Consider the following 20,305-nt stretch of genomic DNA (forward strand, 5'->3'; position numbering starts at 1 on the left):
CAACGTTGGGTTCACACCAATAACGACCTTGGCGTTTAGGGACCGCCAGGCCGGAAAACTACGGGTAAAAAATTGCGCAGGGCAATAATTAACATGGTAAACCCCCAGCGGAATAAGCGCGAAAGAATAGGCAATCATTGTCACATAATGCGGGTTAGATGTGGCGCGCAGATATAAGGCTGGTAGGGTTATGGGGTCAAAAGTGTTCCACCGTTCCTTTGGGACTCCTTGTCTTTACTTCTTAACGCCAAGTGAGGAAGATGTGGAGCCCTGCGGGAGCCATAGAGTGTCCACCTCCGTGTGTTGCTGCGTGAGGAATCCATAGATTCGCGCGTGACAGCGGTAGGCCAGGAGGATTTTGTAGTGTCCGCCATTTTGCAGGCTTTTAAGGATGCCGACCTACGCAAGAAGATCATCTTCACCATCGTGATGATCATTGCGTACCGCATCGGTGCACAGATCCCGTCGCCGGGTGTAGATTACGCGTCAATTGCAGGGCGCCTGCGTCAGCTGACAGAGGAATCCGGAGACCTCTACTCCGTGATTAACCTGTTTTCTGGCGGCGCCCTATTGCAGCTGTCGATCTTCGCCATCGGCATCATGCCCTACATTACGGCGTCCATTATCGTGCAGCTGCTGACCGTGGTCATCCCGCGCTTTGAGCAGCTGAAGAAGGAAGGCCAGTCTGGGCAGGCGAAAATGACCCAGTACACCCGCTACCTCACGCTCGCCTTGGCGCTGCTGCAATCCTCCGGCATCGTCGCGCTGGCGGACCGCGAGCAGTTGCTGGGCCAAGGCGTGCCGGTCTTGGCGGAAGACCGCAACTTCTTCACCCTGATCCTGCTTGTGGTGACGATGACCTCCGGCGCCGTCCTCGTGATGTGGATGGGCGAGCTGATTACGGAAAAGGGCATTGGCAACGGAATGTCCCTGCTCATTTTCGCCGGTATTGCGACGCGCCTGCCTACCGATGGCATGAATATCCTGCAAAACAACGGCGGTATGGTCTTCGCCATGGTGCTGGCTGGCCTTATTGTTCTGGTCGTCGGTATTACCTTCATCGAGCAGGGCCAGCGCCGCATTCCGGTGCAATACGCCAAGCGCATGGTGGGCCGGCGTCAGTACGGTGGCTCTTCCACTTACCTGCCGCTGAAGGTCAACCAGGCCGGCGTTATCCCGGTCATCTTCGCTTCCTCGCTTATCTACATGCCGGTGCTGATCACGCAGATCGTCAACTCCAGCTCCGTACACACCCCGGATAACTGGTGGCAGCGCAACGTTATTGCGCACCTACAGGCGCCGTCGTCCTGGCAGTACATCGTCTTGTACTTCCTGCTGACCATCTTCTTCGCGTACTTCTACGTCTCGGTGCAGTACGACCCCGCTGAGCAAGCCGATAACATGAAGAAGTACGGTGGCTTCATCCCAGGCATCCGCCCGGGCCGCCCCACCGCGGAGTACCTCGGCTTTGTCATGAACCGCCTCCTGAGCGTCGGTGCCCTGTACTTGGCGTTGATCGCCATCCTGCCGAATATCCTGCTGGACCTTGGCGTTGGCCACTCTTCGGCCACCGGCACCTCCGCCTTTGGCGGTACGGCCATCTTGATTATGGTCTCCGTCGCCTTGACCACGGTCAAGCAAATTGAATCTCAACTTCTCCAATCCAACTACGAAGGACTACTGAAATAATGCGTCTTGTACTTCTCGGCCCTCCCGGTGCTGGCAAAGGCACCCAAGCAGCAATCCTGAGCGAAAAGCTCGGCGTTCCACACATCTCCACCGGTGACCTCTTCCGCGCCAATATTGGCGAGGGCACCCCGCTGGGCGTTGAGGCGAAGTCCTATATCGACGCCGGCAAGCTCGTGCCTACCGATGTCACCGCGCGCATGGTAGAAGAGCGCCTCAGCCAAGACGACGCCAAGAACGGCTTCCTCTTGGACGGCTTCCCGCGCACCACCGAGCAGGCAGACATCTTGGAAGAGCTGTTGTCCAAGAAGGGCGAAAAGCTCGACGGCGTATTGAACTTCGAGGTTTCTGAGGACGTTGTTGTCAAGCGCATGATGGCCCGCGGCCGCGCCGATGACAACGAGGAAACCATCCGCACCCGCCTGGGCGTCTACCGCGATGAGACCTTCCCGCTCATCGAGCACTACGGCGATACCATCATCCCCATCAAGGCAGAAGGCTCCGTCGAAGAGATCAACGCCCGTGCCATGGAAGCGCTGGGCAAGTAATGGCTTTTCGGCGCCGCACCAAGCGCATTCCCGCCCGCACCCCGGGCGAGCTGGATGCCATGCAGGCGGCTGGCGAGATCGTCGGCAAGGCGCTGCAGGCAGTTCGCGCCGCGGCGGCGCCAGGAGTGAGCACGCTGGAGCTCGATGCGGTGGCGGAACAGACCATCCGCGCCGCCGGTGCCACCCCTACCTTCAAGGGCTACGAGGGATTTCCGGGCTCCATTTGTTCCTCCGTTAACGATGTCATCGTGCACGGGATTCCGGATGCGAAGACCGTGCTTGCCGATGGCGACCTCCTCTCCATCGACTGCGGCGCCACCCTCGATGGCTGGGTAGGAGATAGCGCGTGGTCCTTTCCCATCGGTGAACTGGACCCGGACGTTGCGGCATTGAACGCGGCGACCGAGTGGGTGCTCATGGAAGGACTGCAGGCGATGGTCCCGGGCAACCGCCTGACCGACGTGTCCCACGCCTTGGAGCAGGCAACTTACCGCGCCGAAGATAAGTTTGGCGTATCCCTCTATATTGTGGATGGTTACGGCGGCCACGGAATTGGCCGGACCATGCACGAAGAGCCCTACTTGGAAAATGAGGGAAAGCCTGGCCGCGGGCCCCTCATCCAGGAGGGCTCTGTGCTAGCCATCGAACCCATGCTCACCTTGGGTACCGTCGATAGCGCGGTGCTAGAAGATGACTGGACGGTGGTCACGCTCGACGGTTCCGTTGCCGCACATTGGGAGCACACGGTAGCCGCGACGGCGGACGGCCCGCGTATCCTCACCAGGCGCTACTAATAAATTCCCAGTACATATTCCCTGAAAAATCGCCGCTTAAACTAGGCGTAAATCCCCTGAAAGGTTTATACTCACCACTATGTCTAAATTCAGCCTCCGCAAGTTAAGTGCCACCGTTGCTGCACCAGCAGTGGCTGGCGTCATGGCATTGAGCACGATTGCCGGCGCCCCTGCAGCCTCTGCTCAGCAACTCCCTTCCCTCGATCAGCTCACTGCCCAGGCCCAGCAGCAGCTTGATAACTTCCACGGCCAGACCCGCGACCAGGCATGGCAGACCCGCAATGACATCCTGGACCAGGCTGAGAAGTACACCCCGGAACTGGTGCCTAACGTGCAGTCCGCAGTCGATAGCGCCCTGGAATTCCTCTTTCCGGGCCTAGTGGCTCAGAAGAACGAGGAAGCACGCCAGGCTCGCGAGGCTGCTGAGCGCGCACACGCACAGCAGATTGCGGAAGAAAAGGCGAAGGCTGAAGAGGCGGCGCGCCGTGCGGAGGAGCAGCGCCGCGCTAACCAATTCGACCGCGGCTCCTGCCCGGCAGATGCCAAGATTTGTGTCGACCTTGACGGCCGCCGCACCTGGCTGCAGGAAGGTGGCGACGTGTCCTACATTTCCCCATCCATGTCCGCCGGCATGGTGGGCGAGGAAACCCCGCGCGGTACCTTCCACGTCAACCGCAAGGTGAAGGACGAAATCTCCCGCGAGTTCAATAACGCGCCGATGCCGTACTCCATCTACTTCACCAATAACGGCCACGCTTTCCACCTGGATAACACCAACGTTGATTCCAACGGTTGCGTCCACCTGCCTTACGATGCAGCGGTTCGCTACTGGAACGATGTCCAGATTGGTGACAAGGTCTACATCTACTAATTCGGTGTAGCTCACCGCGTTAACGCGCCTCGCCCTCGCGCTTGGTTCCGGAATTTGGAACTGAACGCGAGGGTATTTTTAGTTTTCCGCTGCCGGTTGGGGATTTATGAAAGTGCGCGCGGTTTGGAAATCGTGTCGCTGCAGCGTATGCTGGTTTGACGGTGTATAGCGCCAGTAGGTTTGGTTGGCTTGCACCACCGCAGTAGACAACAAACATGCAGGTGACAGGTACTTGTCTGTCGCCAGAAAAGTAGAGGTTATGGCTAAGGAAGGCGCAATTGAGGTAGAGGGTCGCATCGTCGAGCCTTTGCCAAACGCAATGTTCCGTGTCGAGCTCGACAATGGGCACAAGGTTCTTGCACACATTTCCGGTAAGATGCGTCAGCACTACATCCGCATCCTCCCGGAGGATCGCGTCGTCGTAGAGCTGTCTCCTTATGACCTGACCCGCGGACGCATCGTCTACCGCTACAAGTAAACACAGTCAGCCTCCTCACCCAAGGGCGAAGCATGGCTTTGTCCTGTACACCTCAGGCTACGGTGGCCTGAGCCCGCACTGGTAAGCAACCCAAGGATTCCCGGCACGGTCCGGGCGAAGCGTTGCATGGAGCGGGACGGATGGGGAGAAAACCGCCGTAACAACCCGAAAGGACACGCCTTATGGCACGTCTAGCTGGTGTTGACCTCCCACGCAATAAGCGTATGGAGGTCGCTCTCACCTACATCTACGGCATCGGTCCAACCCGTGCCAAGGAATTGCTAGAAAAGACTGGCATTTCTCCTGACCTGCGCACCGACAACCTGGAAGATGAACAGGTTTCGGCACTGCGTGACGCAATTGAAGGCTCCTGGAAGGTAGAGGGTGACCTCCGCCGCCAGGTTCAGGCTGATATTCGTCGCAAGATTGAAATCGGAAGCTACAAGGGTCTGCGCCACCGTCGCGGTCTGCCGGTACGCGGTCAGCGTACGAAGACCAACGCGCGTACTCGTAAGGGCCCGAAGAAGACGATCGCAGGAAAGAAGAAGTAGTTCATGCCTCCAAAGACTCGTTCCGGCGCACGCCGTTCCGGCCGTCGCGTCGTCAAGAAGAATGTGGCTCTGGGCCACGCATACATCAAGTCCACCTTCAACAACACCATCGTCTCGATCACCGATCAGACCGGTGCTGTTATCTCCTGGGCATCCTCCGGCCACGTTGGCTTCAAGGGTTCCCGTAAGTCCACTCCGTTCGCCGCGCAGATGGCCGCTGAAAGCGCCGCACGCAAGGCAATGGACCACGGCATGAAGAAGGTTGACGTATTCGTCAAGGGTCCGGGCTCCGGCCGCGAGACCGCCATCCGTTCCCTGCAGGCTGCAGGCCTCGAGGTTTCCTCGATCACGGATGCAACTCCACAGCCGCACAACGGCTGCCGTCCGACCAAGCGTCGCAAGGTTTAAGGGAAGGAAAGAGGTAAGAAAATGGCTCGTTACACTGGCCCCGCTACCCGCGTATCCCGCCGTCTTCGCGTCGACTTGGTCGGCGGAGACATGGCATTCGAGCGCCGCCCGTACCCTCCGGGACAGGCTGGCCGCAACCGCATCAAGGAATCTGAGTACCTGCTGCAGCTCCAGGAGAAGCAGAAGGCAAAGTACACCTACGGTGTGCTGGAGCGTCAGTTCCGCCGCTACTACACCGAGGCTAACCGCCTCCCAGGCAAGACCGGTGACAACCTGGTCATCCTGCTGGAGACCCGCCTCGACAACGTGGTTTACCGCGCAGGTCTGGCACGTACCCGCCGCCAGGCTCGCCAGCTCGTTTCCCACGGTCACTTCACCGTGAACGGCAAGAACATCAACATCCCGTCCTACCGGGTTACGCAGTACGACATCATCGATGTCCGCCCGCGTTCCCAGAAGATGGAATGGTTCGAAGACGCTCAGGACGCTCTTATCGATGCCAACGTACCGGCATGGTTGCAGGTCGTTCCTGATACGCTGCGCATCCTCGTGCACCAGTTGCCCGAGCGCGCTCAGATCGACATTCCGCTGCAAGAGCAGCTCATCGTCGAGCTTTACTCGAAGTAAACTGTTATACCGCACGGCCCTGCAAGGCCACGCGGTCCATCAGGAATCTTCAACCTCAAGATTTTTACCCCCCTCTACCGGCGTCAAATAGCGGTCGCCGAAAAGGAGAATTGCAATGCTCATTTCCCAGCGTCCTCAGCTCACCGAGGAATTCATCGACTCGTCTCGTTCCAAGTTCGTCATCGAACCGCTCGAGCCGGGCTTTGGCTACACCCTCGGTAACTCGCTGCGTCGCACCCTGTTGTCGTCCATCCCGGGCGCAGCGGTAACCTCCATCAAGATTGATGGTGTGCTCCACGAGTTCACCACCATCAACGGTGTGAAGGAAGACGTTTCTGAGATCATCTTGAACATCAAGAGCATGGTCCTATCCTCCGACTCCGATGAGCCGGTGGTTATGTACCTGAGCAAGGAAGGCCCTGGTGATGTCACCGCGGGCGATATCCAGCCGCCGGCTGGCGTGGAGATCCACAACCCGGATCTGCACATCGCTTCGCTAAATGACACCGCTAAGCTGGACATTGAGCTCGTCGTCGAGCGCGGCCGTGGCTACGTCCCGGCTGCCGCAACTTCTGGGGAAATCGGCCGTATTCCAATCGACCAGATCTACTCCCCAGTGCTGAAGGTCTCCTACAAGGTCGAAGCTACTCGTGTTGAGCAGCGCACCGACTTTGACAAGCTGACTATCGACGTCGAAACCAAGAACTCGATTTCTGCCCGCGACGCCCTGGCTTCTGCCGGTGGCACCTTGGTCGAACTGTTCGGCCTGGCACGCGAGCTGAACAACGCAGCCGAAGGCATCGAGATTGGTCCCTCCCCGCAGGAGACCGAGTACATCGCCGCCTACGGCATGCCTATCGAGGACTTGAACTTCTCCGTTCGCTCCTATAACTGCCTGAAGCGTCAGGAGATCCACACCGTCGGCGAGCTTGCAGAATGCACTGAGTCCGACCTGCTGGATATCCGTAACTTCGGTCAGAAGTCGATTAATGAGGTAAAGATCAAGCTGGCTAACTTGGGCCTTGCTCTGAAGGACACCCCTGAGGACTTCGACCCAACCCAGCTCGAGGGCTACGACGCAGAAACCGGTGACTTCAAGGACCCGGCTGCGGACGATTCCGAGTAAAGAATCACCCTGAACTGCGGCACTCGTTGCCGCGCGCTCAACTTTTACCGCACACGAGGAGTAAACAATGCCTACCCCGAAGAAGGGTGCCCGTCTCGGTGGCTCCGCCAAGCAGCAAGCTCACATGCTGAGCAACTTGGCAGCTAGCCTGATCGAGCACGGCGCCATCAAGACCACCGATGCCAAGGCGAAGGTTCTTCGCCCGTACGTCGAAAAGATCATCACCAAGGCTAAGTCCGGCACCATTGCTGACCGCCGCGCAGTGCTGAAGCTCATCCCGCGCAAGGATGTTGTTTCCCACCTGTTCGACGAGGTTGCACCGAAGTTTGAGAACCGTGAGGGTGGCTACACCCGCACCATCAAGCTGGACAACCGCACCGGTGACAACGCCCCGATGTCCCAGATCTCCCTCGTTCTTGAGGAGACCGTGACCTCCGAGGCTAACCGCGCTACCCGCGCTGCCGCTTCCAAGGCCGCTGAGGCTGAAGAGGCTCAGGCAGACGAGGCTGCGGAGACCGAGGCTCCGGCCGAGGACACCGCAGCTGAGAACACCTCTGCAGAGGAGTCCGAGGAGAAGTAATCTCTCCTGGCTGCTGAATTCACTCCGGCCCTAACGCCGCGCGTGGATTGCAGTTCCTACTCGCAGAAGTAGCGCATAATCGCCGCCTTCCCATTCTCTTTACGAAGAGACAGGGGAGGCGGCTTTTGTCGTTTTGAACTTGGATCTTTATGTTCCTGGTCCCCGCCGTCGTGTGGCGCCATTGCGCGACTCCATCGTGCGGCTGCGCCATGCAGCAGGCCACCCAACGTCCAATGCACTACGACACTTATGTCTAACCTCCAACGCTCAACCTCCTATGTGCATCCTCCACTGCGATAACTGAGCAAACAGGGCCCTCAGATATTGCATTGTCTGCTCAAAACGAACAGGGGAGGTTGCACGTTTCGGGAACCCGCCGCCGCCTCCGGTAGCATTAGGTCCACCATGACTGAAGCAGCACCGATCGCACATGAGGGACCAGCAGAAGGATTCGTTCGGATCCGGTTAGATCTGGCCTATGACGGCACCGATTTTCACGGATGGGCCAGGCAAAAGGGCGGACTGCGCACCGTCCAAGGCGTGCTCGAGGAGCAGCTAGCAATGATCGCTCGGACGGAGGTACCGCTGACGGTAGCTGGGCGTACGGATGCGGGCGTCCATGCTCGCGGGCAGGTGGCGCACGTGGATGTGCCGCAGGAGATGCTGGAGCAACGGTCCGTAGCAAATGATCCCGGGAAGTTGGTGCGCAGGCTTGCCAAGTTGTTGCCGGAAGACGTCCGGGTGCACGGCTGCGATTTCGCGCCAGAAGGTTTTGATGCCCGATTTTCTGCGCTGCGCAGGCATTATGTGTACCGGATAACCACCAGCCCGCGGGGTGCGCTGCCGACGCGGGCGCGCGATACGGCCGAATGGTTCAAACCGGTAGACATCGGGGCCATGCAAGACGCGGCCAATGCGCTGGTGGGTCTGCACGATTTTGCGGCCTTTTGTAAGGCCAAGCCGAATGCCACCACCATTCGCGAATTACAGGAATTTAGCTGGCAGGATGTCTCGACGCCGGAGGAACCGCAGCTCTTTGAGGCCCGGGTGACCGCGGACGCCTTCTGCTGGTCGATGGTGCGCTCTTTGGTTGGCTGTTGCTTAAGCGTTGGGGAAGGCCGCAGGGACGTCGACTTTGCCGCGGCGTTGCTGCAGGAAACCAAGCGCTCCTCTCGCATCCCAGTGGCACCGGCGAAGGGCCTGTCTTTAGTGCAGGTGGATTACCCGGAGGCGGGCGAAATGTCCGCGCGGGCGGATATAACGAGGGAAAAGCGCACGACCTTGTGAAAACACGCTGCCAAGTGGCAGGGGTGAGGAGCCTGCGCTAGCCTGAGGTCTGGGTTTATTTAGACTTTTCGGGGAATTTTCGGGGGGAAATTCATGGCACGTCCATTGCCAACGACCAAGGCCCAAGTCTCGGGCCATAAATTTTTACGCCGGCGTGTGGAACACGGGCTCGTATTGGGCGATACCCGTATGATCCACGATCCGCTGGCTCGCCGCCGCAAGGCGATGATGTTCGGCGGAGTAGGAGTGGCCTTTTTAGCGGTCGGCTCGGGCCTTTTGGCTTGGCTGCAGCCGAGCCCGCAGCCAGGGGATGCGCCCATCGTGCGCTCGGAGCAAGGCCAGCTCTTCGTGGACGTCAACGATACGTACCACCCCGTCTATAACCTGTCGTCCGCGCGGATCATCGCCGGCGAGGCGGCCGAGGCGCAGACCATTGGGGACGAGCATTTGCGCGAGGCCTCGTTGGGCACGCCGGTGGGGATTTCGGATGCTCCCGGCTATTTGGCCGCACCGGGCGAGACCCCGCAGCGCTCGTGGGCGGCGTGCCTTGCCGGCCACGATGAGCAGCCCGCGGATAATCCCACCAGCATCGATGGCCAACAGGTGGCTCAAGAAGAGGTCATCGTGGTGGCGGATCCGCCGCAGGAGGGTTTTGGGGAGGAGCGCGCCGCGCTCGCAGAAACGGATGGTGTGCAGTGGCTGCTCACCGCGGACGGGCGCGTGCGCTTGCCCGATGCGCAGAGCACGGAGGGCCGGGTCATCCGCCGCGGGATTGGCATCGACGGGAGCACCCATTCCTGGCCCGTTCCCGCGGAGTTGCTCAATGCCTTTGCGGAGCAGCCGCCGTTGACGTTTCCCGATCCGCTGCCGGACATCATGGACACCGGGCAGGGTCAGTGGGCCCGGACGGACGACGGCGTCGCCGAGCTCTCCGCCACCCAGGCAGACATGTTGGTTAGCTACGGCGCGACGCGCAAAGAAGCCTCACCACAAGAGGTAGGCGCGCTTGCCGATGCCCCCTTAAACTTCCGCCTGCCCGCCACCACCTTCGACTTCGTTGGCCCAGATGAGGGCTGGATGTGCGCTGATAGCGATGGTGGGGCAGCGCTGGTGACTGAGAACCCCGGGACGGTAGCGCTCGCCGGAGAGGGTATAGCGGATCGTTTTGGCGGGCTATCGGCAGGAGGAGTTGGTGTGGATACCGGGCATGGCTACCACGTTGTCTCGCCTACGGGGCAGCGCCATGCGGTGGACAATAAGGAACTCTTAGAGGCCCTCGGCACCGGTATTGGGGCGGAGGTTCCGTGGGAAATCATCCGGCTTTTGCCAGAGGCTTCGCGCTTGGACCGGGACGAAGCCCTGCAGGTCAGCCCCTAGGCCGACTTGGGTCGGCGTAGCCCGCGGGCAACCGCCAGGCCCGTCAGCAGCAGGACTAACCCGCCGAGCACCCACCCGGTGCGGCTCGCCGCTGGGGAGTGTTCGTCTTTGGCGGGTTGGATAGTCAGATCGCGCGCGGGTGCGGCATATTCGCCATCGATATGGGTAAGGGCGGCGAGCGGATCGATGAAACCGTTGCCGGGCTCGCCGGCGGAAAGCAGCCGTTGACGTATATCGGCGGCGCTGGCGTCTGGGTAGCGCTCGGCTAATAGGGCGGCGGTGCCGCTGACTACCGGTGCCGCGAACGAGGTGCCGTGAAACTGTGCCAGGGAATCCTGTTGGTTCTTCCCGTCTGCCCAGCCACCGGCGGGATTAAGCGCTAAAGGGACGAAGCCGTGGGCGGCTAATTGTGGGCCATCGGCAGGCGTGAGGGAGTACTCGGCGAGTGCGTGGGCATCCTCTTGGGCGCTAACGGATAAAACGGTCGGTGAATCAGCGGGAAAGACGTGATCGCCTTCTTCGCAGGTGCCGGAGGAAATATTGCCGGAGGCTGCGATGACTACCGCGCCGGCATCTTCTGCGTGGCCGAGCGCCTCATCCAAGCGGGAGCTATCGATGCGCCGCGCGGTCTTCTCTGGAACGCAGGACACCACGGAAATATTGATCACCCGGGCGTTGTCCTCCACGGCATGATCGATGGCGCGGGCCAATGTGTCGAGCGAGCCGGTGGTGCTGTCCTCGTCGGACTCGCCGGCCGTGCCATCGTATTGGCGATAATGCGCGCTGGTTTGGCGGATGGCGCGGATCTCAGCGCGTGGGGCGATGCCAATATCGTGCCCGGAGATGATGCCGGCGACGACGGTGCCGTGCAGGTCGCAATCTCGGTGCGGATCCGGTTCTTCCGGAGTGACCAGGTCCGCGCCTGCGGTGAGATTCGGCAGCTGATCGTGGTGGGCAACGCCGGTATCGATGACGGCTACCTTTATGCCCTCGCCCGTGGCAAAGGAATGCAGCTGGGAACGGTAGGCGCGCTGGTCTGCGGAAGGTTCTGGCGCTAGGGGAGATGGATGCGCGGTGGCGCATTCCCGGTCCGGTTCCCGTGCGCCCGCGATGGGCGCGGTGGGAGCTCCTGTGATGAAATCGCCGGTTCCGGCGAGGACACATGCGGTAAGGGCGCAAGCAGCAAGCCTTGAACTGCCGTTGAACCCAGGTAGTGCGGAAAAACGACGCGAGCGGGTGTGGCCCATTATCCCAGCCCCCTGATGAGTTCGAAGATCCCGGCGAGGTGCGCGGCAAGCGGCAGGCAGGCGGCGATGGTGAGGGACTCAATGCGTTCGAACCAGGCGATGGTCGTTGGGTCCACCTCGCTCATTTTGGCCGTCCACAGTGGTGCGCTTAGCATCGCGGTAAGCAGGAGGGCCGCAACCACCGTTGGCGCCCAAGCGCCAGCAAGCCCATCTGCGGCAATCGCATGCACGGCGCACAGGCAGGCGGTAAGACAGGCAATCATGGCAACCAGCATGAGCGCCCAGCTGGCAAGCACGCGCCCGTGACGCGCGGCGTGCATGACCACCGTTCCAGCAACAGAGACGCAGAGCGCTTGGACGAAGCCGAGCCCGGTTAATCCGGTGCCGAAAAGCACGGCGATGCGAGACCCGATGGTAGCGGCGGATCCCGCCTCGTCCACGGTCCCGTCCGTGGCCACGAGGGCGCCGGTGCCAGTGAAACTGAGCGCGATAAGGGCCGGGATGAGGCAGAGCGCGATTGCGCAGCAGATGCCCTCGTAGGCGTACCCGGCGCGGGTGGCGCGATCGTCCACATCGGGCTGAAGCTCATCCGAGACGGCGAGGTCTTGGCCTGCGGTGGGCAATTGCGGCACCTTCAGCCCCGCGGTGGCGATGGTCAGCGCGGGGGCGGTGGCAAGCACAATGACGCCTGCGATAACGGTGCCTGCGGCCGCCGCGGTACCGTGGCTCGTGCCGATGCCCGAATTTCCACTGAGCCCAGGAAGCAGGTAGCTCACGGACGCAATGAGCACTAGCCCGGCGATGGTGAGCGCGCCGGAGGTAATGCGTACCGTGCTTAACCGGGTGAGGTGGCAGGCCAATAACGCCGCGAGCAGGGTGGCGCTGGTGGTGAGGGCGGCATAGGGGGCATCGGCAAGCGCGGGCGAAATAAGTGCCCAACCGCTCGCCGCCCCTGCCGCCAGGGTGAGCATGACAAGCGATAGCGCCCGCGTCCACAGGGCGAGCACGAAGGCCGCGATGGCGAGCCCGGCGCAGGCCACCGCTGGGAGCGAGAGTACCCAAGTGACGGCGAAGGCCGCGGCGAGCCCGGCCCACGCCCAGACGATGGGAATGGCGGAGGTGGTGTCGTCGCGGCTCTGGGCGGCGAGGGATTCGGCGGCGTCGCGGATTACGGGCGCGGGCCGCTCCTCGCGCGGGGCGAGCACCAGGATGGAGCCTTCCGCTAGCGGCGTGGCGGCAAGCGGTGCGGTGAGGTCGATGGTGCGCCCAGAGGCCGTGCTGGCGCGCCACGGCGAGGTGATCGCGGGTGCATCGACAAGGTCAGTAAGTTCTGCCATGAGCTCGCCGAGGCTGGAGCTTAATGGCAATGCCACGTCTGCTTCCTTGTGGAAGGAATCTGCGTGGATGCGGATGGTAAGGCGCATGTGATGCGCCGTTGGAGCGGTCATAATTCCCCCGAATTGTCTCATGATTGTGGGCATCCCCCTTGCCCAATGCCACATATTGTGGCTTACTGGTGGCGTCGTGTCCACCGCAGCGCGGGGAATCTTGGCAGGGGGCCAAGAGCGCTAAGCGTGTGGATCGGGGGAGGATTTTACCCATGCTTGGGATCGGGGAAACTCACATCGTGGAGCCATTGTCCATGCCGCTTCGGGACGCGCCACCGCCGCTTCCCACCGGCACCGTCGAGGCAGAGGAAGTGCCGGAAGCGGTGCGCCCGCAGCCGGTGCCGCTGGTGCGCCTGCTGCTGCCTATCGTGATGATCGCCGCGATGTTGGGCATGGTGGCGCTGATGGTGTTGGGCGCGGGCGATTCGCGGCATATCAGCCCGGTATCCCTGATGTTTCCGCTGATGATGCTGGCCAGTATGGCCATGATGTTTGGGTCGCACAATAGCGGGCAGGACCCGGATGAAACCCGGCGGACCTACTTGCGCCACATTAAGGCGCTGCGGGAAAAGGCGCTGGATAATGCCGGTGCGCAGCGTGCGCACGAGCTGTACCGGCATCCGGATCCGGCGGGGCTGGAACCGCTGGTGGGATCGCGGCGCATGTGGGAGCGTGGGCCTGATGATCCGGATGCCTTGGAGGTGCGCGTGGGCACTGGGCCCACCACGTTGTGCACGCCCATCAACGTGCCTGATTCTGGTGCGACCGAGGACCTGGACCCGGTCTGTGCGGTGAGCATGCGCCAGGCCATCAAGGCGGTGGGCACCGTGCCGGATCTCCCGGTGGTGATCCAATTGCAGGCCTTTAGGTTTTTATCCTTTACCGGCGATAATGCCCGCGATACGGTGCGTGCCCTCGTCATGCAGCTAGCCCTGGCGCACGGTCCCGAGACCATCGGGGTTGAGGCCATCGGCGGCGAGTGGGAGTGGCTAAAATGGCTGCCGCATACCCGGGAGCCGGATAAGGCGCGGTTTCGCATTGTGCTTGTCGATGCCCTCCTGACCACCGGCACCGAAGACTTCTTCCACGGCGATTCTTATACCACCGTCATTGAGGTAGGCGGCGCCCCGTCGTCTGCGTTGAGCCTGCGCGCGGAACAAGAAGGCCTGTGCCTCGTCGCGGCGGATACCCTGCAGGCGGTCACGGCCGCGGGCGTGGAAGAACTAGGCACACCCGATAGTTTGGGCACTGCCGCGGCCACGATTATGGCCCGCCGGATGGCGGTCTTTCGCCGCCCCGATAGCACCTCTGGGCGCCGGGGCAATGATTTGCTGGGGCTGCTCGGCTACAGCGGTGTGGATGAGTTGGCCGCCAGCGGCATGTGGCACGGGCGCGATGGTGCCTCGCGGCTCATGGTGCCCATCGGCATCGATTCCATCGGGCAGCCGGTGACCGTGGATCTCAAAGAATCCGCGCATGGCGGAATGGGGCCGCACGGCCTGTGCATCGGGGCGACGGGCAGCGGTAAATCTGAGCTCCTGCGCACCCTGGTGACCGCACTTGCCGCCACGCATAGCCCGGATGAACTCAATCTCGTGTTGGTAGATTTCAAGGGTGGTGCGACCTTCCTAGGCTGTGATCGCCTGCCGCATACTTCTGCGGTCATTACCAACCTTGAAGAAGAATCCACCCTGGTAGAGCGCATGTACGATGCCATTTCCGGGGAGATGAACCGCCGCCAAGAACTCCTGCGCACCGCCGGCAACTTTGCCAATGTGGGCGAGTACAACGCTTCTGCGGATGCCGTGCGTGACTACGGTCCCTTGCCGGCGCTGGTCATCGTCGTCGACGAATTTTCCGAGCTCTTGGGCCAGCACCCGGACTTCGCCGAGCTCTTCGTTGCCGTGGGGCGCTTGGGGCGCAGCCTCCACGTGCACCTTCTTTTGGCTTCCCAAAGGCTCGAGGAAGGGCGCTTGCGGGGGCTGGACTCCCACTTGTCCTACAGAATCGGCCTGAAAACCTTTTCCTCCGCCGAATCCCGCCAGGTCCTTGGCGTGACCGATGCCTACCACCTTCCCGGCCAACCCGGCGCCGGTTACCTGAAATCCGATGCCGAGGATCTCACCCGCTTTCAGGCTTCCTACGTATCAGGGCCGCTCGCGCGCCGGGCTGCACCTGGCGCGGGGATGCACGCGGCCGCGGACTTGGACGGTAATCCTTCCGGCCCGCCGTGCCGGGTGGAACTTTTTACGGGATGGGCGCAGGACGATGCCGCTGCACAGAATTCTCCTGCTGTGGTGATGGATGAATCCACATCGGTTCTTACTGAGGTGGTTCGCGCCGCCGGCGAGGAGGCCGCCGCGCGCGGCCAGGAGGCCCACCGCATCTGGCTACCTCCGCTGCCACCGGTCATTGAACTATCGTCCCTCGATATGGAGGGCGCGGAGTCCACCGCAGCGGAACTATCCGCGCCGATCGGGATTATCGATAGGCCGTACTACCAGCGCCAAGACCAACTAGTCATCGACTTTCACCAGCACGGCGGCCACCTTGCACTGTGCGGGGGACCGCAATCCGGCAAGTCCGGTGCGCTGCGCACGATAGTCTCCTCCTTGGCGCTTAACCGGCGGCCGGAAGATATCCGCTTTTATGTCATCGACTTGGGCGGCGGGCAGTTAGCGGCCCTAGACCGGTTACCGCACGTTGCCGGGGTAGCCGGGCGCGATGAAGGCGAAAAGATCCGCCGCATCGTCGATGAGGTTGCCGGGTTTATCCGCCGGCCGGAACCGCGCGAGACCTTCTTGATTATCGATGGCTGGCACCACATCGGTCCATCCAATGCGGAGTTTGAGGATTTAGCCGAATCCATTACGGATATCGTCGCTGATGGCGCCTCCGCCAACGTCCACGTTGTCATCGCGACCTCCCGGTGGACCACGATGCGCCCGGCGATTAGGGATCTCATCGCCCACCGCCTCGAGCTGCGCTTGGGTGAGGCACTCGATTCGCTTATTGACCGCAAGCTGCAGCAAAAACTGCCCAGCGCGCCGGGCAGGGGGCTGACACAGGCCGGCGAAAATATGCTGCTCGCCCACACCTCGAATCAAGATATTGCCCATATCTGCCGCGTGCATGCAAACGCCGTTCCCGCCCCGCGCTTGAAGATGCTGCCGGCGGTCCTGACCCCAGAGGCGCTCGCCGCCCATGGCGAAGCACCTACTGGCGGCATCCCGTGGGGCATCGGCGGGCGCGACCTTTCCACCTTGGCGTGGAATCCGGAGCGCGAGCCGCACCTAGTTGCCATCGGCGCCCAAGGCTGCGGCAAGTCCAATTTCTTGGCACAGATAATGCGCGGGATTAGTAGCCTTCCGCGGGAGGCGGCGCGATTGGTGGTCATCGATCAGCGCCGCGCTCACCTGGGCACGCTGGATCAGGACATGGTGGCGGCCTATGCCGCAACGCAATCAAGCGCGCAGGAGGCAATCGTTAATACCGTGCGCACGCTGGAACAACGCTTGCCGGGGCCGGATATCACCCCAGAGCAACTCGCCGCCCGCGATTGGTGGGAGGGCCCGGATATTTACGTGGTGATCGATGATGCGGACTTGGTCAGCGATATAGCCTTGGCACCCTTACTCGATCTTCTGCCTCATGCGCGGGACATCGGCTTGCACATGGTCATCGCCCGAAAATCCGGCGGCATCGGCCGGGCACTGTTCGGCCAATTCTTTTCCGCGGTGCGCGATCTGCAACCCGCATTCCTGCTTTTCGATGCCGACCGCGACGAAGGCACCATCTTCGGGCTCAAGCCCAGCCACCAGCCGCCCGGGCGCGGGCAGTGGAGCATCCGCGGCGAAAGCCTGGGAATCGCCCAGGTGGTTTACGGGGAAGGAGAAGAATAAATGTCTACAGAAACGCCTATCTCCGCAGCAACGGCAACGATTACGGTGACCGTTATGGATGCGGCCACCATCTTTGAAGGCCCAGAAACCGTGTACCGCTACGATCTTGCTGGGACCGGCATCGTAGAAGGCAAGGCACTCGGCCACGTCATGGACCAGATCGCGAAGATCGCTGGATCCGCTTGGCCGGACGTGGACGTATCCGTCATCGCGGATCCCTCTGGCACCGCCGTCTCCCGCGAAGCCGTCACCATTCTTACCCGCCAACTCGATGTAGCCGGCGCCCGCGTGCGACAGCAGGAAGCAACACCCGCACCGGAATCAACTCCAGCACGAGAGGCTGAATCGGCTGCGGGCGAGGCAGGGGCACCGTTGGCAGTAGCGGCGGCATCGGCACTTGCGGATGCCCCAGAATCCGCGCCCACCGCCCAGATGGATATTTCCACGGGCCGCACGGAAACAACGGCTGACCCGGGAACTGGTGCGCGAGCAGAAAAAGGGCAGGGGACAGGCACGCGGTGGGCCGATAAGCTGCGCGGCTGGATAGGTGCCATCGATATGTTTCATGTCGCCATCGTCGTGGTGATCCTCGCCGTCGTCGGCGCCTCGTGGTGGGCCATGGGGGCGAATGCGTCCGATAATGAGGACGGCGGCGAGGCCGGCACCGCCGCTGGAAGTGCCACCGCTGCGAGCGCCGCCGACTCCGTGCCAAAGGAAGAATCCGGTGGTGGCAGCGATGGCAACGCGGACGCGGCTGGCGACGCGGGCGGTGACGGCGAGCTCAACCCAGGCGAAAAGCGCCTTGATATCGAAGGGCTCTCCGTCGTCCTTCCCACCGGATTTCAGGCCACTGTGGAGGAAGGCCTAGTGACCGCCACAGGAGAAGACCCTGATTTAAGGATTCTCTTAGCGGCGGACTCGCTTTTTAACGTGCCGGCCAAGGCGCTCTTTGGTGAAATCAAAGCGCAGGTAGACAAGGATCCGGAACTGCGCGATGTATCCGAGGACGCAGGGCGTTTGCACTATATAGAAGACCCCGGCGATGGCTCCGTAGTGGAATGGACCATCTGGGAAGATACCGGGCACCACATGTCGGTGGGGTGTCATACCCGCCATAGTGCCAATGCCGTGCAAAAAGCCGCCTGCCGGATGGCCACCGAATCCCTGAGCAAGAAATAAACAGAAAAGTTTTTAACACCCCGGGAACCAAATGGGTCTGAGCGCAGTCCAATAACGGTGAGAAAGCACAGAAGCTTTTTCGGGGGAAATCACACTCAACATCTCTTCCCGCCCTAAGGAGGGGCGCACTGTTATGTCTCAGACTTTTAAGACACAAGCCGATGTCATGGTCTCTACCGCCGGCCGCGTCGATAACACCAATGACGAGGTCCAAGGCGAGCTCACCCGCCTGCAGGGTGTAGTTGATTCTGTCCGCGGCAGCTGGGCCGGCCAGGCGCAGGTTTCATTCGATAACTTGATGCAGCGCTATAACACCTCCGCGCAGCAACTGCGCGAGGCATTGACCTCGATTTCTGAAAACATCCGCAGCAATGCCCACAACTTTGACAACGTCGAAGCCGAAAACACCCAGGCCTTCTCCAATGTTGGCGGCGGCCTCGCCCTGTAACCCAGCCACCTCCACCAGCAACTTCGAAAGGAAGCATTTTTCCCATGTCCGAAATTAAGTACCAATTCGGCGCCATCTCTTCTGCCGCAGCCGATATCAACGCCACCTCCGGCCGCATCAACAGCACCTTGGCCGACCTCAAATCCCGCCTCCAACCCATGGTGAGCACCTGGGAAGGTGAGTCCGCAGTGGCTTATAACCAGGCACAGGCCAAGTGGGATAAGGCGGCACAAGAACTCAATACCGTGCTGGCAACCATCTCCAAGACCGTGTCCCAGGGCAATGACGCCATGAGCGATGTCAACCGCCGCGCCGCCGCTAGCTGGGGTTAACGCACCCTTGGCGGCATCTATCTAACCTGTTTCTTTAAAGCGCAATAGGGGAGTCGGGCGGTGCCCGTGCCCGTATCCATCTGGCAGGAGGCGAACGCAGCCGCCGTCTCCTTACCGCGCTACTTGCACAAACCGCCACATAGAACCTCTTTTACCGGTACCTCTTCTTCCTGGAAAGGTGCCGGTTTTGGCGTTTTGGTCTTTTACTCCGGTAGCGGCTAAAGTTGTAGCCCTATGTGTTCGCTCGTCGGCAAGCAGCTGGCGAAGCGCTTCCCGCAGGTCTCCACCGGCCGCTGTTGGGAAGCGAATGGATGCTTAGCGCTGGCCGGCAGTTCCGAGACAGACTTTCAAGGAGTCATTTTGTCTACTTTCCACCCAAAGAGCGGTGACATCACCCGCAAGTGGTACGTCATCGATGCTACTGACGTGGTGCTGGGCAAGCTTGCTTCCACCGTGGCAGACCTGCTGCGCGGCAAGCACAAGCCACAGTTCGCACCCAACGTTGACACCGGTGACCACGTCATCATCATCAACGCTGACAAGATTCACGTTTCTTCCACCAAGCGCGACCGCGAAATGCGCTACCGCCACTCCGGTTACCCGGGCGGTCTGAAGTCCATGACCCTGGGTCAGTCTTTGGACGCCAACCCGGTCCGCGTTATCGAAGAATCTGTTGCCGGCATGATGCCGCACAACAAGCTCTCCCGCGCTTCCATCAAGAAGCTGCACGTCTTCGCAGGCGATGAGCACCCGTACGCCGGTCAGAAGCCGGAAACCTTCGAGTTTAAGCAGGTGGCACAGTAATGGCTGAGCAGAACATCGACAACAATGTAGCCGAGGCTGCTGACATCGCTGCAGCAAGCGCCGCTACCGAAGAGTTCACCAACACCATCGGTGATTCGTTGGCTAGCGCCAACCCTGAGACCGAGGCAGAGGTTGAGGCCGCTGCTCCGGTTCACGAGGGTCCAATTCAGACCGTCGGTCGCCGTAAGCGCGCCGTCGCTCGCGTTCGCCTCGTTGCTGGCTCCGGCCAGATCGTGGTTAACGGCCGCGAGTTCGCTGAGTACTTCCCGAACAAGCTGCACCAGCAGGACATCCTCACCCCGCTGACCCTGCTGGACCGCGAGAACCAGTTTGACCTGAAGGTCACCGTTAACGGTGGTGGCCCAACCGGTCAGTCCGGTGCCCTGCGCCTGGCTATCGCTCGTGCACTCAACATCTACAACCCGGCTGATCGCTCCACCCTGAAGAAGGCTGGTTTGCTCACCCGTGACGCTCGTGCAGTTGAGCGTAAGAAGGCTGGTCTGCACAAGGCACGTCGCGCACCGCAGTACTCCAAGCGTTAATCTCGCTTCTACTGCGCGCGCAAGCGCCATACATTGCCGCTGCTTCCCATTCTGGGAGGCGGCGGCTTTGTCGTTTTATCGCTCTTGGCGGTGTCCCTTTCGGTTGGGACGGCCAAACCCCGCCTGGCCG

General features: G+C 61.3%; 20 protein-coding genes. 18 read left to right on the top strand and 2 right to left on the bottom strand.

The window, feature by feature from the left end; genetic code table 11:
• The first annotated feature begins 363 nt into the window (after positions 1–363).
• The 12 genes from secY (at position 364) to eccB (ending at position 10,333) form a co-directional block, all read left to right on the top strand.
• Complete coding sequence (gene secY, locus HMPREF1267_RS02670; RefSeq protein ID WP_023028297.1) at positions 364–1,689, top strand: preprotein translocase subunit SecY; 1,326 nt, start codon at positions 364–366, stop codon at positions 1,687–1,689.
• Positions 1,689–2,234 (top strand): adenylate kinase, encoded by a 546-nt coding sequence (locus HMPREF1267_RS02675; RefSeq protein ID WP_023028298.1) that lies wholly within the window; start codon positions 1,689–1,691, stop codon positions 2,232–2,234. Before secY ends, HMPREF1267_RS02675 begins: the two co-directional genes overlap by 1 nt.
• Positions 2,234–3,028, top strand: coding sequence for a type I methionyl aminopeptidase (gene map / locus HMPREF1267_RS02680; RefSeq protein ID WP_023028299.1), 795 nt, complete (start codon positions 2,234–2,236; stop codon positions 3,026–3,028). The genes HMPREF1267_RS02675 and map overlap by 1 nt, the downstream gene beginning before the upstream one ends.
• Before the next feature lie 79 nt (positions 3,029–3,107).
• Positions 3,108–3,899: a L,D-transpeptidase gene (locus HMPREF1267_RS02685; RefSeq protein WP_005281304.1), complete on the top strand. Its 792-nt coding sequence runs from the start codon at positions 3,108–3,110 to the stop codon at positions 3,897–3,899.
• A 259-nt stretch (positions 3,900–4,158) separates the two neighbouring features.
• Entirely contained in the window at positions 4,159–4,377 is a 219-nt protein-coding gene (gene infA, locus HMPREF1267_RS02690) for a translation initiation factor IF-1 (RefSeq protein WP_003854422.1), read from the top strand.
• Positions 4,378–4,559: 182 nt separating this feature from the next.
• Positions 4,560–4,928 carry a 30S ribosomal protein S13 gene (gene rpsM / locus HMPREF1267_RS02695; RefSeq protein WP_005281309.1) on the top strand — a complete coding sequence of 123 codons (369 nt, stop codon included), beginning with the start codon at positions 4,560–4,562 and terminating at the stop codon, positions 4,926–4,928.
• A gap of 3 nt (positions 4,929–4,931) precedes the next feature.
• Entirely contained in the window at positions 4,932–5,336 is a 405-nt protein-coding gene (rpsK, locus tag HMPREF1267_RS02700; RefSeq protein ID WP_005277076.1) for a 30S ribosomal protein S11, read from the top strand.
• Positions 5,337–5,357: 21 nt separating this feature from the next.
• On the top strand, positions 5,358–5,963 hold the full coding sequence (gene rpsD, locus HMPREF1267_RS02705; protein ID WP_023016758.1) for a 30S ribosomal protein S4: 606 nt from the start codon (positions 5,358–5,360) through the stop codon (positions 5,961–5,963).
• A 115-nt stretch (positions 5,964–6,078) separates the two neighbouring features.
• A complete protein-coding gene (locus HMPREF1267_RS02710) occupies positions 6,079–7,089 on the top strand; it encodes a DNA-directed RNA polymerase subunit alpha (protein WP_005277080.1) in 1,011 nt (336 codons plus the stop codon).
• Positions 7,090–7,156: 67 nt separating this feature from the next.
• Entirely contained in the window at positions 7,157–7,669 is a 513-nt protein-coding gene (rplQ, locus tag HMPREF1267_RS02715) for a 50S ribosomal protein L17 (RefSeq protein ID WP_005277082.1), read from the top strand.
• A gap of 405 nt (positions 7,670–8,074) precedes the next feature.
• Positions 8,075–8,956 carry a tRNA pseudouridine(38-40) synthase TruA gene (truA, locus tag HMPREF1267_RS02720; RefSeq protein ID WP_005277084.1) on the top strand — a complete coding sequence of 294 codons (882 nt, stop codon included), beginning with the start codon at positions 8,075–8,077 and terminating at the stop codon, positions 8,954–8,956.
• 93 nt (positions 8,957–9,049) lie between these two features.
• The gene (gene eccB, locus HMPREF1267_RS02725; protein WP_023028300.1) at positions 9,050–10,333 is read left to right on the top strand and encodes a type VII secretion protein EccB; all 1,284 of its coding nucleotides are present in this window, start codon (positions 9,050–9,052) and stop codon (positions 10,331–10,333) included.
• Here the strand turns inward: eccB and HMPREF1267_RS02730 are convergent.
• Together HMPREF1267_RS02730 and HMPREF1267_RS02735 are read right to left on the bottom strand one after the other, a co-directional pair.
• Positions 10,330–11,580 carry a S8 family serine peptidase gene (locus tag HMPREF1267_RS02730; RefSeq protein WP_005277104.1) on the bottom strand — a complete coding sequence of 417 codons (1,251 nt, stop codon included), beginning with the start codon at positions 11,578–11,580 and terminating at the stop codon, positions 10,330–10,332. The genes eccB and HMPREF1267_RS02730 overlap by 4 nt on opposite strands.
• Positions 11,580–13,028 (bottom strand): membrane protein, encoded by a 1,449-nt coding sequence (locus HMPREF1267_RS02735; protein ID WP_034666820.1) that lies wholly within the window; start codon positions 13,026–13,028, stop codon positions 11,580–11,582. Before HMPREF1267_RS02735 ends, HMPREF1267_RS02730 begins: the two co-directional genes overlap by 1 nt.
• Positions 13,029–13,180: 152 nt before the next feature.
• Between HMPREF1267_RS02735 and HMPREF1267_RS02740 the strand changes: the two genes are divergently transcribed.
• From HMPREF1267_RS02740 to rpsI, 6 genes are all read left to right on the top strand, one after another.
• Positions 13,181–16,870, top strand: coding sequence for a type VII secretion protein EccC (locus tag HMPREF1267_RS02740; protein ID WP_023028302.1), 3,690 nt, complete (start codon positions 13,181–13,183; stop codon positions 16,868–16,870).
• A complete protein-coding gene (locus HMPREF1267_RS02745) occupies positions 16,871–18,049 on the top strand; it encodes a type VII secretion-associated protein (RefSeq protein WP_023028303.1) in 1,179 nt (392 codons plus the stop codon). It begins immediately after the preceding gene.
• 133 nt (positions 18,050–18,182) lie between these two features.
• On the top strand, positions 18,183–18,497 hold the full coding sequence (locus tag HMPREF1267_RS02750) for a WXG100 family type VII secretion target (protein WP_005277114.1): 315 nt from the start codon (positions 18,183–18,185) through the stop codon (positions 18,495–18,497).
• Positions 18,498–18,541: 44 nt separating this feature from the next.
• Positions 18,542–18,829, top strand: coding sequence for a WXG100 family type VII secretion target (locus HMPREF1267_RS02755; RefSeq protein WP_005277116.1), 288 nt, complete (start codon positions 18,542–18,544; stop codon positions 18,827–18,829).
• A gap of 360 nt (positions 18,830–19,189) precedes the next feature.
• Positions 19,190–19,633: a 50S ribosomal protein L13 gene (gene rplM / locus HMPREF1267_RS02760; protein ID WP_034653789.1), complete on the top strand. Its 444-nt coding sequence runs from the start codon at positions 19,190–19,192 to the stop codon at positions 19,631–19,633.
• Complete coding sequence (gene rpsI, locus HMPREF1267_RS02765; RefSeq protein WP_005281349.1) at positions 19,633–20,175, top strand: 30S ribosomal protein S9; 543 nt, start codon at positions 19,633–19,635, stop codon at positions 20,173–20,175. Before rplM ends, rpsI begins: the two co-directional genes overlap by 1 nt.
• Positions 20,176–20,305 lie beyond the last annotated feature (130 nt).

Source organism: Corynebacterium sp. KPL1824 (genome assembly GCF_000478095.1).
Taxonomy (GTDB): Bacteria; Actinomycetota; Actinomycetes; order Mycobacteriales; family Mycobacteriaceae; genus Corynebacterium; species Corynebacterium accolens.